This is a genomic window from Saccharopolyspora sp. ASAGF58, from assembly GCF_012277335.1.
Lineage (GTDB): Bacteria > Actinomycetota > Actinomycetes > Mycobacteriales > Pseudonocardiaceae > Saccharopolyspora > Saccharopolyspora hattusasensis.
Genome location: NZ_CP040605.1, coordinates 1,974,835 through 1,988,217, shown reverse-complemented (window position 1 = coordinate 1,988,217; position 13,383 = coordinate 1,974,835). Strand labels below are relative to the sequence as shown.

Here is a 13,383-nt window from a genome sequence, read left to right as displayed (position 1 = left end):
AGTGTGCCTCCGGCTCCATCCACCCCAGGGTCCGCCACCGTCGTCGGCCCCGGCTACCGCGATCAGCAGTACTGGCTCCGTTACCAGGACTTCTTCCCCGGTGCGCTCCGGATCACCGAGGAGAACGCGCCCGCCGAGCAGTGGTTGCCGTGGCGCGGCACCGTGGTGCACCTCGACCGCATCGCCCGCCCGCACGCGTCGGCCAAGCTGATCGCGCTGCACGGAGTCGGCACCTACGGCCGCATGCTCGCCCCGTACGGGCGGCTGCCGTCGCTGGTAGACCTCGAATTCATCGCCCCCGACCTGCCCGGCTTCGGGCTGACCGCCACGCCCCGGCGCGGCATCACCTTCCAGGACTGGGTGTCCTGCGTGCTGGATCTGGTCGAGCACGAGCGGTCCCGCGACGAACGGCCGATCGTGCTGCTCGGCATCAGCACCGGTGGCCGGCTCGCCTACGACGTCGCCGCCAAGGCCGGCGGCGCGGTGGCCGGGGTCATCGCCACCTGCCTGGCCGACCCGCAGCGCGACGAGGTCCGGCGACGGCTCGCGGCCCGGCCGGAAATGGCCCAGTGGGCCGGGCTGCTGGCGCTGATCCCGAAGCCGTTCTCGACGGCGCGGGTCCCGGTGCACTGGCTGTCGAACATCGCCGCGGCGTCCAACCACGGCCAGTTCGCCAACCTGGTGTGGGCCGACACCATCGGCGGCGGCAGCTGGCTGACGCTCGGCTTCGCCCGCAGCTGCCTGGCCGCGCCGCCGGCCGTGGCGCCGGAGGACTACGCGGGGCCGCCGCTGCTGCTGGCGCACCCCGACGAAGACCGGTGGACGCCGCCGCTGCTGTCCCGGCAGTTTTTCGACCGGATCGCCGCGCCCACCCGCTTCGCGTCGCTCAAGGGCGCCGGCCACCTCCCGGTGGAGGAATCGGGGCTGGCCGATCTGGACTGCGCGATCCGGGATTTCCTGGACGAGTTCGGGCTGCAGCAGTAACGGTCCGCTTCCGCCGATTGCGTACGGTGTTCGGGCCGATCGGTTGGTGCGGGGATCATCACAAAGTGCTGCGCTCGCGCTTCGCGAAGCCCCACGGATCGTGGTGCTAGTTGAAAGCTGTGATGTCTTTGCAGGTCAACTCGCGGCGCCGGGCGATCATGCCATCGCGGAGCACGTGGATCCAACGCCGGTGCGTGCGTCCGGCACATCCGGCGGGAGCCATTGGCCCCTGGTGATCCGTGCTGTAGTGCGTCACGATCGGCGACGGCAATCGTGTGGGTGCGCCCGTGCCACCGGGTGGGAGGAGCGTGGATGATCGAGCGTCACCGCTCCCTCGCTCCGCAATCCAGCCTGGAGGCTGCTCGCCCGCCGGTGCGCGCCGAGGTGGATCCGGTCCGGCGCCGGATGTTCACCGGCTTCTCCTTCGCGGTGCTCGGCGTCGGCGTGCTCGCCTCCGCGGCGACCTCGGCGTGGTTGCCCTTCCAATACCGCTCCGACCTGCTGTTCATCGGGCCGCTGCTGGCCATGGGCTTCCTGCTGGCCGAGCAGCTGACCATCGACGTCGACGTGAAGCGGGTCGGCTGGACCATCTCGTTCACCGAGATCCCGCTGATCCTCGGGCTGCTGACGGTGCCGTTCGAGGTGGTGCTCGCGGCGAACCTGCTGGCCGGGCTCGGTGCGCAGGTCGGGCGTCGTGCGGCCACCCACGTGGTCTACAACGCGGGCGTACTGGGCCTGGAGATCGCGGTGCCGTTCGCGGTGGCCAACGCGGTCAGCCTGGCGCTGGCCGGGGTGGCCCCGGCCTGGTTCGGCCCGGTCCTCGGAACCCTGACCTCGCCGCTGATCAGCTGCGCTTTCGCGCTCGCCGCGCTGCACGTGCTGGGCGGCGCGATGCGGGTGTCCGCGGGGGTGCGGCTCGCGGTGAACACGCTGGCAGTGGGCCTGCTCAACACGTCGGTCGGTCTGGTTGGCTACGAGGTCTCGATCAGCACCCCGTGGGGTTGGCTGCTGGTGGCGCTGGTCGCGGTGGCCGTGATCGGCCTGTACCGCGCCTACTCCGGCCTGCTGCGCGAGCAGCGCGACCTGGAGGCGCTCAGCGACGTCAGCCTCAGTGTGGCCCGCTCCGGGCAGACCGCCCCGCACGGCCCGTCCGACTCCGTCGCCGGCGAGCCGGAGGTGTCGGTCAGCGAGTGGGAGCCGGTCGCGGAGCGGATTCGGGAGCAGCTCAACGCGACCCGGGTGGTGCTGCGGCTGCGGCTGAACCCCAGCGGGGAGGTCAGCACGCTGGTCGCGGGCGCACCGCTGCCCGAGCTGGCGGAACAGGCCGCGCCCTCGGCGCTGCGCGACGACCCGCTGCTCCAGCTGCCGGGCAGCCACGTGCGTTCCTTCCGGACGCTGGAGGCGCCCGAAGAGGTGCGGCGGGCGCTGCGCCAACGCGGCGCGTACGAGGCGCTGGTCGTGCCGCTGCGCGGCGCGAGCCAGCTGCTCGGTGCCGTCGAGGTGCACGACCGGGTCAGCCGGTGGCGCGGCTTCGGCCGGGCCGACGTGCGGCTGCTGCACACCCTGGCGAGCCATCTCGCGACCGCGATGGACAACCGGCGGCTGCTCGCGAGGCTGCGCCACGACGCCTACCACGATCCGCTGACCCGACTGCTCAACCGCACCGGATTCCGCGAGATGGCGGCCGAGGAACTGCACAACGGGCGCACCGTGGTCGTGCTGCGGGTGGACCTCGACGTGCTCACCACGGTCAGCGAGGCCCTCGGCTACACCTGGGGCGACCGGATGATCGTCGCCGCCGGGCGGCGGATGCAGGAGGCGCTGGGAGAGGCGCCGCTGGCCCGGCTCGAAGCGAACTCCTTCGCGGTGCTCCTGCTGGACCACAGCGAGGCCCAGGCGCACGAGTTCGCCCGGCATCTGCGCGAGGTGATCGCCGAGCCGTACCCGCTGGACCGCATCGTGGTGGAGGCCGCAGGCGTCGCCGGGTACGCCTCGTCCGCGCCTGCGGACGGCGAGTGCGAGACCGATATCGACACCCTCCTGCAGCGCTCCGATGTCGCGGTCCGGGCGGCCCGCAACGGCGAGGACGGCGTGCGTGGCTACGCCCCCGCGATGGGCCAGGTCTTCCTGCGCCGCTTCCAGCTGGTCACCCAGTTCCGGCAGGCGCTGGACTCCGGACAGGTCGAGGTGCACTACCAGCCGAAGGTCGCGCTGCCTGTCCGCCAGGTGGTGGGCGCCGAGGCGCTGGTGCGCTGGTCGCACCCGGAGTACGGGCGGCTGGACCCGGACGAGTTCGTGCCGCTGGTGGAGGCGACCGGCCTGGTCGACGCGCTCACCTTTTTCGTCATGGAGTGCTCGCTGGTCAAGATCCGGCAGTGGATGGACCGCGGGTTGCGGATGTCGGTGGCGGTGAACCTGTCGGTGCACAACCTCGCCGACGAGACCTTCCCGGACCGGGTCGGCGAGGCGCTGGTGCGACACGACATCCCGCCGGAGCTGCTCACCTTCGAGCTGACCGAGTCCGGCGTGATGGCCGACCCGGAGCGCTCGCTGCCGTTGCTGCGTCGGTTGCACGCGATGGGCGTGGTGCTGGCGGTGGACGACTTCGGCACCGGGTACTCGTCGCTGGCCTACCTGCGGCAGCTGCCGGTGGACGAGGTGAAGATCGACAAGAGCTTCGTGCTCGGCATGGGCACCGACCTCGGCGACATGGCCGTGGTCCGCTCCATCGTCGAGCTCGGGCACTCGCTGGACCTGGCGGTGGTCGCCGAGGGCGTGGAGGACGACGCCGCGCGCGACCAGCTCGTGAAGATGGGCTGCGACGTCGCCCAGGGCTACCTGATCTCGCGGCCGCTGTCCGAGGAGCGGTTCGAGGCGTGGCTGCAGGCCCGCACCAAGCGCGACCGCGGTGCCCGATCCGAGACCGTCCTCACACTCCTGCACTGAGGCCGGCTATCGGTGGTTCCTGTCGCTCCTGGCCCGAAAACCGCGCCGTGACCAGTGTTTTCACGTGAACGGACCCCCTGTTTCGAGGGGGTGCGGGTGGTGTGTAAAGTTCTAGACGTTCCGCAAGGAAACGCCCCAATAGCTCAGTCGGCAGAGCGTCTCCATGGTAAGGAGAAGGTCTACGGTTCGATTCCGTATTGGGGCTCGAAAGGCAGCTGCGGTGCTCGGTAAACTGGGTGCTGTGGCTGTTTTGCGTGGGATATCCTGCGTCGGCTGAGACGCCAGGTGCGTGCACCTAGGTTTTCAGCATGGCGGTGTAGCTCAGTCGGTAGAGCAAGCGGCTCATAATCGCTGTGTCGCCGGTTCAAGTCCGGCCACCGCTACCAGTCACGGGTTCGCTCGGGTCTCCAGCGAACCGTTCCGGAGTACCACCGAGACAGAAAGGCACCCCCGTGGCCGCCACCGACGTTCGACCCAAGATCACGCTGGCGTGCGAGGAGTGCAAGCACCGCAACTACATCACCAACAAGAACCGGCGCAACGACCCGGACCGCTTGGAGATGAAGAAGTTCTGCCCGAACTGCGGTACGCACAAGCTGCACAAGGAAACCCGCTGACCGATCGGGCGAGTCCTGCTCGTGCTTCGCGCTTCGCCGGGGCTCGGTCAGGGCGTTAATTGGGGGCCGAGCCCCCAGCCCGCACGGTGCGGTGGTCGGCTCCTCGCGTGGGGTGCCGCCCTCCCGCCTGATCATCGACCAGTTCCTGGTCGAAGCTTCGAGCCCGTCCCCGGCAGGGGGCGGGCTTCTTGCATTCCGGCACCTGGTGATCGTAGTGAGCGAGGGCGCCGCGTGGATCGCCGCCTGGATTGGGTTCGGTGAGGGCGCCCGTGCTCCGGTTGCTTGGGCGCGGGTGGCCTTCACCTGGTCGGGTAGCCTGCGGGCGTGCCGCTTGACCAGTCATTCATCGGACGTGAGTACCCGCCCACCGCGCCCTACGAGGTGGGCCGGGAGAAGATCCGCGAGTTCGCCGCGGCGATCAAGGACGACTCCCCGCTGTACCGCGACGCCGACGCCGCCAAGGCCGCCGGATACCCGGACGTGATCGCGCCGCCGACCTTCGCGGTGATCCTCTCGATGGCCGCGCACGACGCGATCGTCGAGGACCCGCAGCTCGGCCTGGACTACAGCCGCGTGGTGCACGGGCAGCAGGACTTCACCCACCACCGGCCGATCCGGGCCGGTGACCGGCTCGTCACGGTGGTGCACGTGGACGGCATAAATGCCCGCGCGGGCAACGACTTCCTGACGGTGCGGGCCGAGATCGGCACCGTCGACGGCGAGCCGGTGTGCACCGCGAAGTCGACGCTCGTGGCCCGCGGCACCACCGAAGAGGGGGAGGGCGCATGAGTAGCCCTGTGTCAACCCGAGTCCTCCTCAACCGCACCTCAGGGGAACGTGACGCAAACCAGCCACAAGAAACCGCGAAATGCGAGATTGAGCCGGACGTAACCACAACTGTGAAACGCGGAGAGGCGGAACTGGCATGAGCGCGCGGATGTCCGAGGTCGCCGTCGGCGACCAACTGCCGGCGCTGAGCGTGCCGCTCACCCGCGCCGACCTGGTCCGCTACGCGGGCGCCTCCGGCGACTTCAACCCGATCCACTGGAACGAGCGGTTCGCCACCGGGGTCGGCCTGCCGGACGTGATCGCCCACGGCATGCTCACGATGGCCGTCGCCGGTCGCCTGGTGAGCGAGTGGACCGGCGATCCGGGCGCGATCGTGCACTACGGCGTGCGGTTCACCCGGCCCGTCGTGGTCCCCGACGACGGCACCGGCGCGCTGGTCGAGGTGTCGGGCAAGATCGCGAAGAAGAACGAGGACGGCACGGTCAAGGTCAACATCACGGCCCGCAGCGCGGACCAGGGAGTCCTCGGCGGCGCCACGGCCACCGTCCGCCTCTCCGAGTGACCGGATAACCGGGGCGCGAGTGCCCCCATTCGACCCACGAACGGGTCCCACGTCCCCTCGATCGCGTTAAAAGTGAAGGGCACCTCCGACCGGCGACGCCGGCCGGAGGTGCCCTTCACCCGTTGAACGACTACTTGGCTTCGCCGAGGAGTTCCGCCATCCGGGTCACACCGGTGACGAGGTCCTCGTCACCAAGGGCGTAGGAGAGGCGGAAGTAGCCCGGCGTGCCGAACGCCTCGCCCGGCACCACCGCGACCTCGGCCTGCTCCAGGACCAGGCTCGCCAGCTCCACGCTCGTCTGCGGGCGGACGCCGCGGATCTCCTTGCCCAGCAGGCCCTTCACCGACGGGTAGGCGTAGAACGCGCCCTGCGGCTCCGGGCAGCTGACGCCGGGGATCGCCGAGAGCAGCTCGACGATCTTGCGGCGGCGGCGGTCGAACGCCGAGCGCATCTCCAGCACCGCGTCCAGCGATCCGCTGACGGCCTCCAGCGCGGCCCGCTGCGAGACGTTGGCGACGTTCGACGACAGGTGCGACTGCAGGTTCGTGGCGGCCTTGATGACGTCCGGCGGGCCGATCATCCAGCCCACCCGCCAGCCGGTCATGGCATAGGTCTTGGCGACCCCGTTGAGCACCACGCAGGTGTCGGCGAGCTCCGGCACCACGGCGGGCATCGACACGTGCCGCGCGTCGCCGTAGACCAGGTGCTCGTAGATCTCGTCGGTGACCACCCAGATGCCGTGCTCGACGGCCCAGCGGCCGATCGCCTCGACCTGCTCCGGCGGGTAGATCGCGCCGGTCGGGTTGGACGGCGAGTTGAACAGCAGCACCTTGGTGCGCGGGGTCCGCGCGGCCTCCAGCTGCTCGACGGACACCAGATAGCCGGTCGACTCGTCGGCGGACACCACCACCGGAACACCACCCGGCAGGGTGATCGCCTCCGGGTAGGTGGTCCAGTACGGCGCCGGTAGCAGTACCTCGTCGCCCGGGTCGAGCAGCGTCTGGAAAGCCTGGTAGACGGCCTGCTTACCGCCGTTGGTCACCAACACCTGGCTGGCCTGCACGGTGTAGGCGGAGTCGCGCAGGGTCTTCGCGGCGATGGCCTCGCGCAGCTCCGGCAGGCCGGCTGCTGGGCTGTAGCGGTGGTTCTTCGGATCGGAGCAGGCGGCGATCGCGGCGTCGACGATCGGCTGCGGCGTCGGGAAGTCCGGCTCACCGGCGCCGAAGCCGATCACCGGCCGGCCGGCGGCCTTGAGCGCCTTCGCCTTGGCGTCCACGGCCAGCGTGGCGGACTCGCTGATCCCGCCGATCCGCGCGGACACCCGCGCATTGGTCCCTTGGTCTGTCTGAGGTGCGGCCATGACAGCATCCTGGCAGACCCGGCGTGTCGTCGGACACGCTCCCCACCAGCGGCGAAGTTGTTCATGGACCCGTACCGGGGGGTGCCGTTGGAGCAAGGTCGTCGGCGTGCCGTACACTTTCGTACCTGGGATGCCTGAACACCGTGGAACCCCGGTTCCACGGCCGGTGGTGGGCGTCCCGAATGCGGTCGAGTTCCAGGGCCGCAAAGGGGTGTAGCTCAATTGGCAGAGCAGCGGTCTCCAAAACCGCAGGTTGCAGGTTCAAGTCCTGTCACCCCTGCGTCGATGCGACGGTGAGCGGAGGATGGGCGTGAGCGAGGACCGCGAGCAGGAGCAGGACGGAGCGCGCGAGAACGCCGCCCGTCCGTCCAGCGCCGCGGCGCGGCGCGAGCGCCGCGCTTCCGCCCGCCCGGCCGGTCGCAAGGGCCGGTCCGGCGAGTCGGGTTCGGGCGAAGTGAACTCGACCCGCACAACTGAGTCGAAGGGTCGGCCGACCCCGTCGCGGGATGGCCGACAGGGCCGGGTTTCGCTGTTCCGGAAGATCGGACGCTTCCTGCGCGAGGTCGTCGCCGAACTGCGTAAGGTCATCTGGCCGACGCGCAAGGCGCTGGCGACCTACACCCTCGTGGTGCTGGTCTTCGTCAGCATCATGGTGGCGTTCGTGGCCGGCGTGGACGTGCTCTTCGCCAAGGGTGTGGGCTGGCTGTTCGGCTCCGGCTGAACATCTCCGGCCCCGCGCTAGGTGGTGCCGGCGGCGGAACGACGACCCGGCACGCAACGCACGAGAGGAAGCGAGACCGACTGTGACCTCCCACGAGGGCCAGGAATCCACCGGCCTCACCGACGAGCAGGTGCAGCCCGAGGCCGAGCAGGCCGAGGCGACCGCGGACTCGGTCGACGCAGTCGATTCCGCCGACGGCGCCGACTCCGGCGAGGACACCGGTTCGGCCGACGAGACCGAGGCGCCAGCCGAGGCCGAGGAGGCCCCGGATGCTGACGAGACCGGCGAAGCCGGTGAGGAAGCGGCCGCGGAGCCCGACCCGGTCGAGGAGCTGCGCGCAGCGCTGCGACGCGCGCCCGGCGACTGGTACGTCGTGCACTCCTACGCAGGCTACGAAAACAAGGTCAAGACCAACCTCGAAACGCGGGCCCAGACGCTCGACGTCGAGGATTTCATCTTCCAGGTCGAGGTGCCGACCGAAGAGGTCACCGAGATCAAGAACGGCCAGCGCAAGCTGGTGCAGCGCAAGGTGCTGCCCGGCTACATCCTGGTTCGGATGGAGCTAAACGACGCGTCCTGGAGCGCGGTGCGCAACACGCCGGGTGTCACCGGCTTCGTCGGCGCCACTTCCAAGCCGTCGCCGCTGACCATCGACGAGGTGCTGAAGTTCCTCGCGCCGCAGGTCGAGGAGAAGAAGGGCGAGCCGGGCAAGAAGGGCGCCGCGCAGGCCGCCGCCAAGCCCGCGGTCGAGGTCGACTTCGAGGTCGGCGAGTCCGTGACCGTCATGGACGGGCCGTTCGCGACGCTGCCCGCGACGATCAACGAGGTCAACCCGGACGCCCAGAAGCTCAAGGTGCTGGTGTCGATCTTCGGCCGCGAAACCCCGGTTGAGCTGTCGTTCAACCAGGTTTCCAAGATCTGACCGCCCTCCCGCGGTGCGGGAGCGCGGCGGCTGCGCGCGGATCTGGCAGGACCCGCGCGCAGAACCGGGCGAAGCCACCGTTTCGTGGTCTCGCCAGATTCGGCCCCGCCACTAGGTGGGGCCGGGCAACCGGATAGCGAAGACACAGGAAGCAAACATGCCGCCCAAGAAGAAGAAGCTCGCAGCGATCATCAAGCTGCAGATCCAGGCCGGCCAGGCCAACCCGGCCCCGCCCGTCGGCCCGGCGCTGGGTCAGCACGGCGTCAACATCATGGAGTTCTGCAAGGCCTACAACGCCGCCACGGAGAGCCAGCGTGGCAACGTCGTGCCGGTCGAGATCTCCGTGTTCGAAGACCGCTCCTTCAGCTTCGCGCTGAAGACCCCGCCGGCGGCCAAGCTGCTGCTCAAGGCGGCGGGCGTGGCCAAGGGCAGCGGCGAGCCGCACAAGACCAAGGTCGGCAAGGTCTCCATGGACCAGGTCCGCGAGATTGCGCAGACCAAGATGGCGGACCTCAACGCCAACGACATCGATCAGGCCGCCAAGATCATCGCTGGCACCGCCCGGTCGATGGGCCTGACGGTCGAGGGCTGACCGAGCCGGAAACGGCGTGTGGGAGGGCTCCAGCGCAGCCCGACCAACCACAACTGATCCACCTGGGATAGGGACAGAAATGGCAAAGCGCAGCAAGGCATACCAGCAGGCGGCCGAGCTGATCGATCGCGCGCGGCTGTACGCGCCGACGGAAGCGGCCGAGCTGGCGAAGAAGACCGCCAAGGTCAAGTACGACGCCACCGTCGAGGTGGCGCTGCGGCTGGGCGTCGACCCCCGCAAGGCAGACCAGATGGTCCGCGGCACCGTGAACCTGCCGCACGGCACTGGTAAGACTGCCCGCGTCATCGTGTTCGCCGTCGGGGACAAGGCCGCCGAGGCCGAGGCCGCCGGGGCGGACGCGGTTGGTTCCGAGGACCTGATCGAGCGCATTCAGGGCGGCTGGCTCGATTTCGACGCGGCGATCGCCACCCCGGACCAGATGGCCAAGGTCGGCAAGATCGCTCGGGTGTTGGGCCCGCGCGGCCTTATGCCGAACCCGAAGACCGGCACCGTCACCCCGAACGTCACCAAGGCGGTCGCGGACATCAAGGGCGGTAAGATCAACTTCCGCGTCGACAAGCAGGCCAACCTGCACTTCATCATCGGCAAGGCGTCCTTCGACACCGAAAAGCTGGTGGAGAACTACGCGGCGGCGCTGGATGAGATCCTGCGCGCCAAGCCGTCGGTGTCGAAGGGCCGGTACCTGAAGAAGGTCACCTTCAGCACCACGATGGGCCCGGGCATCCCGGTCGATCCGAACGCGACTCGCGGCATCACGGCCTCGGCCTGATACCCGAAGTTCCGCCGGAAAGGGCGGGCCGCTCCCCGGAGCGGCCCGCCCTTCCCGCTTTCCAGGCACCGATCGGCAGGGGGGCGGCCGGCGGGCGGCCGGCGGGCGGCCAGCGGGGGGCTGGCGGGGCTGGCGGGGCCAATTTCGCGAGAAATTGACGTTCACCCGGGTGAACGTCAATTTCTCGCGAAATTGCGCGATCCTCGTCGATCAGCCGCCGCAGCTAGAGGTTTGGAGGGTGTAGGCGCTGATCGCCCAGCCGCCGTCGGGCTGTTGGGTGAGCTTGAAGCTGCCGAGCCGGGGCCCGCCGTTGACCTGCATCCGGCAGCCGAGGACCTGGGCCTCCGGGCCGACGATCGTCACCGCGTTGTGGTCGAACTTCGGGTTGGCGTAGGCGTTCGGGTCGGCGATCTGGCCGTGCACCTGGCGCGCCGCGGTGGCGCAGTCCGGGGCCTGGTGAGCGGCGGCGAAGCCGGACTTGCCCGTGGCGTCGAACAGGTCGCAGGTCCGTTCCGGGCTCGGCCCGCGCAGCCAGTTGTAGACGCCGCGAACCGCCTGCTGCGGGTTCTCCGACTTCACCGGCACCGAGTCGATCGGCACGCCGTTGCTACCGGTGCCGGTGCTGTCGCCGCCGGAGCCGCCGAAGAAGGAGGCGGTCAGGCTGTTGTACAGGTAGTTGAGCAGCAGCAGGGCCAGCAGCAAGTAGATGAGGCGGCGGACCAGTTTGTAGCGCAGCAGTCCCAGCGCCCGCTTCCACCAGGGCTTCTTCGGCGTCGCCGCCGGAGGCGCGGCGGGAGGCGGGGGCGCGACGTCGCCGCCTTGCGACTGCTGCCATTCGCGGAACTTCTGGAATTCCCGGAACTGCTGGTACTGGCGGAATTCCGCGTCGTCGGCGGGTTGCTGCGGGCCGACAGGCGGGGCTTTGTGCGGATCGGCGGCCACGAAGTCGCTTTCGACGACCGAGCTCTCCACGACTTCGGCGTCGACGACCTCCGCCGAGTGCGGTTTCGCCGGCAGGTTGGCGCCGGGCTCCGGGCGGTGCGACTCGTTCTGATCAGCCACGCCCCACATGATGCCCGCCCGTGGGGCCGAGGTCACCACCGGTGATCCGGTATCTCGCGGGCGCGCGCCCGAGCTGCGAACTTCGTCGGGAGGGTCTTGTACCCGCCGGAGCCGGGGTGCCTGGCGGGCGTGGAATCGGGTCGCGTATCCTGGTCGAGGTTCCACCCAAGACCGCTGGTCTTCTCCGTGCTCCGCGAGGGGCGGGGAGAACTAAGGTCCCGTGAGATGCGGGCGGCCCGCGCAGGAGGGACGAGGCTATCGTTGCGTGCTCAGCGCGCCCATGATCTTGACGCCCCGTGCTTGCTGCGCCGGGGCGTTTTGTCGTCTCAGGACCGGCTGGATGCGGATCACAGTCGGAAATAGAGAGGAGGCGACATGGCGAAGCCCGACAAGGTTGATGCGGTCAGCGAGATCGCGGAGCGGTTCAACACCGCGACCGCTGCAGTCGTGACCGAGTACCGCGGGCTGTCCATGGCGCAGCTGTCTGAGCTGCGCCGTGCCCTCGGTGTGGGCACGACGTACCGTGTCGCGAAGAACACGCTGGTCAAGCGTGCCGCCGAGCAGTCCGGCGTCGAGGGCCTCGACGACCTGTTCGTCGGCCCGACCGCGATCGCCTTCGTGGAGGGCGAGCCGGTCGACGCGGCCAAGGCTCTGCGTGAATTCGCCAAGGACAACAATGCCCTGGTGATCAAGGGCGGTTACATGGACGGCCGCGCGCTGTCCGTGAACGAGGTCGAGAGCATTGCCGACCTCGACTCCCGCGAGGTCACCCTGTCCAAGTTGGCCGGTGCCATGAAGGCCAAGATGGGCCAGGCCGCCGCGCTGTTCGCCGCGCCGGCGACCCAGGTGGCTCGGTTGGCTGTCGCCCTGCAGGAGAAGAAGGGCGACGCCGACGCCTGAGTCCCCAGTGGACGTGGTTGTCGGTTGTAGCAGAACCCCACCCGGACACTGCCGGTGCCCGGGCATCAAACGGAAAGGAACGCCGCCGTGGCGAAGCTGAGCAACGAAGAGCTGTTGGACGTCTTCAAGGAGATGACCCTCCTGGAGCTGTCGGGGTTCGTGAAGCAGTTCGAGGAGACCTTCGACGTCACCGCCGCCGCCCCGGCCGCGGTCGTGGCCGGCCCGGCCGCCGGCGCTGCCCCGGCCGCTGAGGAGCAGGACGAGTTCGACGTCATCCTCGAGGGTGCCGGCGAAAAGAAGATCCAGGTCATCAAGGTCGTCCGCGAGATCGTCTCGGGCCTGGGCCTGAAGGAGGCCAAGGAGCTCGTCGAGGGCGCCCCGAAGCCGATCCTGGAGAAGGTCGACAAGGAGAAGGCCAACGAGGCCAAGGCCAAGCTGGAAGAGGCCGGCGCTTCGGTCTCCCTCAAGTGAGCAGCTGACTCGCTGTAAGAAGGCGGGCACTCGCTGTTGCGGGTGACCGCCTTCTTTTGTTTCGTGGAATTGCGAAATTGCGTCTGCCGGACAAATCTTCTCGGAACTGCCGACATCGGTGCCATCACTGGCGCGCTCGTCGGTGCGAGGCCAGGTGTCGCGGGGCTGCCCCGCGAATGGGTCGAAGCACTCGACGCCGGCGACTTGGTGCAGGACGTAGCCGACGAGCTCTTCTGGAACCTCGGCCACCGCAACCCCCTGGCCGACGCGAAGCAGAGTGGGCTGAGCGCTACCCCAATCGGTGACCCGGTGTCGTGAGTACGTAAGAGCCTGTTGGTGAGTGGTCTGGGTGGGTGGTCGCTTAGCGGAACCTGAGAGCTTCCCTGGACTGCGGGTGCCCCTCCTGATGTATGTCCAATACACGGCGGAGGGGCCGTCCTCGCCAGAAAACCTCTCAGAACCCGCCGATGGTCGTCTTGGCAAGGTGAATGCAAGCGGCTCCGCCGCTTCCAAGGCGCGGACGGCATTCGCCGACAGGCTCTAAGCGGGTTTGGGCCGGTTTTCGCACTCACGACCACCTGGCGACTCAGCGCTTGTTCGTCGACCAAGATGCGCAATGAACCGGATCGTCGAAGTCCGCGCCGCCGGCTGAAGCAGCGGCACGCCG

Annotated in this window: 14 protein-coding genes and 3 tRNA genes; 15 read left to right on the top strand and 2 right to left on the bottom strand. The window is 69.2% G+C overall.

What is annotated here, in order from left to right; translation table 11 throughout:
- Positions 1-3 precede the first annotated feature (3 nt).
- The 7 genes from FDZ84_RS09175 to FDZ84_RS09145 all read left to right on the top strand — a co-directional run bounded on the left by FDZ84_RS09175 (position 4) and on the right by FDZ84_RS09145 (position 5,898).
- Positions 4-984: an alpha/beta hydrolase gene (locus tag FDZ84_RS09175; RefSeq protein ID WP_246868893.1), complete on the top strand. Its 981-nt coding sequence runs from the start codon at positions 4-6 to the stop codon at positions 982-984.
- Between the two features lie 312 nt (positions 985-1,296).
- Positions 1,297-3,930 (top strand): EAL domain-containing protein, encoded by a 2,634-nt coding sequence (locus FDZ84_RS09170; protein WP_168585537.1) that lies wholly within the window; start codon positions 1,297-1,299, stop codon positions 3,928-3,930.
- A 132-nt stretch (positions 3,931-4,062) separates the two neighbouring features.
- Positions 4,063-4,135, top strand: a tRNA-Thr gene (locus FDZ84_RS09165).
- Positions 4,136-4,240: 105 nt separating this feature from the next.
- A tRNA-Met gene (locus FDZ84_RS09160) sits at positions 4,241-4,316 on the top strand.
- 66 nt (positions 4,317-4,382) lie between these two features.
- The gene (rpmG, locus tag FDZ84_RS09155) at positions 4,383-4,547 is read left to right on the top strand and encodes a 50S ribosomal protein L33 (protein ID WP_010315521.1); all 165 of its coding nucleotides are present in this window, start codon (positions 4,383-4,385) and stop codon (positions 4,545-4,547) included.
- 324 nt (positions 4,548-4,871) lie between these two features.
- Positions 4,872-5,336 (top strand): MaoC family dehydratase N-terminal domain-containing protein, encoded by a 465-nt coding sequence (locus FDZ84_RS09150; RefSeq protein ID WP_168585536.1) that lies wholly within the window; start codon positions 4,872-4,874, stop codon positions 5,334-5,336.
- A 136-nt stretch (positions 5,337-5,472) separates the two neighbouring features.
- Complete coding sequence (locus tag FDZ84_RS09145) at positions 5,473-5,898, top strand: MaoC family dehydratase (RefSeq protein ID WP_168585535.1); 426 nt, start codon at positions 5,473-5,475, stop codon at positions 5,896-5,898.
- A gap of 130 nt (positions 5,899-6,028) precedes the next feature.
- Here the strand turns inward: FDZ84_RS09145 and FDZ84_RS09140 are convergent, their stop codons facing one another.
- On the bottom strand, positions 6,029-7,258 hold the full coding sequence (locus FDZ84_RS09140) for a pyridoxal phosphate-dependent aminotransferase (protein WP_168585534.1): 1,230 nt from the start codon (positions 7,256-7,258) through the stop codon (positions 6,029-6,031).
- A 207-nt stretch (positions 7,259-7,465) separates the two neighbouring features.
- Here FDZ84_RS09140 and FDZ84_RS09135 point away from each other — a divergent pair.
- From FDZ84_RS09135 to rplA, 5 genes are all read left to right on the top strand, one after another.
- Positions 7,466-7,538: transfer RNA gene (locus FDZ84_RS09135), tRNA-Trp, on the top strand.
- Between the two features lie 30 nt (positions 7,539-7,568).
- On the top strand, positions 7,569-7,979 hold the full coding sequence (secE, locus tag FDZ84_RS09130; RefSeq protein ID WP_168585533.1) for a preprotein translocase subunit SecE: 411 nt from the start codon (positions 7,569-7,571) through the stop codon (positions 7,977-7,979).
- Positions 7,980-8,061: 82 nt separating this feature from the next.
- The gene (nusG, locus tag FDZ84_RS09125; protein ID WP_168585532.1) at positions 8,062-8,901 is read left to right on the top strand and encodes a transcription termination/antitermination protein NusG; all 840 of its coding nucleotides are present in this window, start codon (positions 8,062-8,064) and stop codon (positions 8,899-8,901) included.
- Positions 8,902-9,058: 157 nt separating this feature from the next.
- A complete protein-coding gene (gene rplK / locus FDZ84_RS09120; protein WP_093265707.1) occupies positions 9,059-9,493 on the top strand; it encodes a 50S ribosomal protein L11 in 435 nt (144 codons plus the stop codon).
- Positions 9,494-9,572: 79 nt separating this feature from the next.
- Complete coding sequence (gene rplA / locus FDZ84_RS09115; protein WP_168585531.1) at positions 9,573-10,283, top strand: 50S ribosomal protein L1; 711 nt, start codon at positions 9,573-9,575, stop codon at positions 10,281-10,283.
- 210 nt (positions 10,284-10,493) lie between these two features.
- Here the strand turns inward: rplA and FDZ84_RS09110 are convergent, their stop codons facing one another.
- Complete coding sequence (locus FDZ84_RS09110; RefSeq protein WP_168589918.1) at positions 10,494-11,354, bottom strand: hypothetical protein; 861 nt, start codon at positions 11,352-11,354, stop codon at positions 10,494-10,496.
- Between the two features lie 366 nt (positions 11,355-11,720).
- Between FDZ84_RS09110 and rplJ the strand changes: the two genes are divergently transcribed.
- From rplJ to FDZ84_RS09095, 3 genes are all read left to right on the top strand, one after another.
- Positions 11,721-12,245, top strand: coding sequence for a 50S ribosomal protein L10 (gene rplJ, locus FDZ84_RS09105; protein ID WP_168585530.1), 525 nt, complete (start codon positions 11,721-11,723; stop codon positions 12,243-12,245).
- A gap of 87 nt (positions 12,246-12,332) precedes the next feature.
- Positions 12,333-12,716, top strand: coding sequence for a 50S ribosomal protein L7/L12 (rplL, locus tag FDZ84_RS09100; protein ID WP_168585529.1), 384 nt, complete (start codon positions 12,333-12,335; stop codon positions 12,714-12,716).
- A gap of 42 nt (positions 12,717-12,758) precedes the next feature.
- Positions 12,759-13,034 (top strand): hypothetical protein, encoded by a 276-nt coding sequence (locus FDZ84_RS09095; RefSeq protein WP_168585528.1) that lies wholly within the window; start codon positions 12,759-12,761, stop codon positions 13,032-13,034.
- Positions 13,035-13,383: the final 349 nt, after the last annotated feature.

Excerpts from the sequence above, each read along its gene's own strand:
- FDZ84_RS09145 (WP_168585535.1), top strand. The coding sequence starts at position 5,473 with ATGAGCGCGCGGATGTCCGAGGTCGCCGTCGGCGACCAACTGCCGGCG.
- rplJ (WP_168585530.1), top strand. The coding sequence starts at position 11,721 with ATGGCGAAGCCCGACAAGGTTGATGCGGTCAGCGAGATCGCGGAGCGG.
- FDZ84_RS09170 (WP_168585537.1), top strand. The coding sequence starts at position 1,297 with ATGATCGAGCGTCACCGCTCCCTCGCTCCGCAATCCAGCCTGGAGGCT.
- rplA (WP_168585531.1), top strand. The coding sequence starts at position 9,573 with ATGGCAAAGCGCAGCAAGGCATACCAGCAGGCGGCCGAGCTGATCGAT.
- FDZ84_RS09110 (WP_168589918.1), bottom strand. The coding sequence starts at position 11,354 with ATGTGGGGCGTGGCTGATCAGAACGAGTCGCACCGCCCGGAGCCCGGC.
- FDZ84_RS09140 (WP_168585534.1), bottom strand. The coding sequence starts at position 7,258 with ATGGCCGCACCTCAGACAGACCAAGGGACCAATGCGCGGGTGTCCGCG.
- rplK (WP_093265707.1), top strand. The coding sequence starts at position 9,059 with ATGCCGCCCAAGAAGAAGAAGCTCGCAGCGATCATCAAGCTGCAGATC.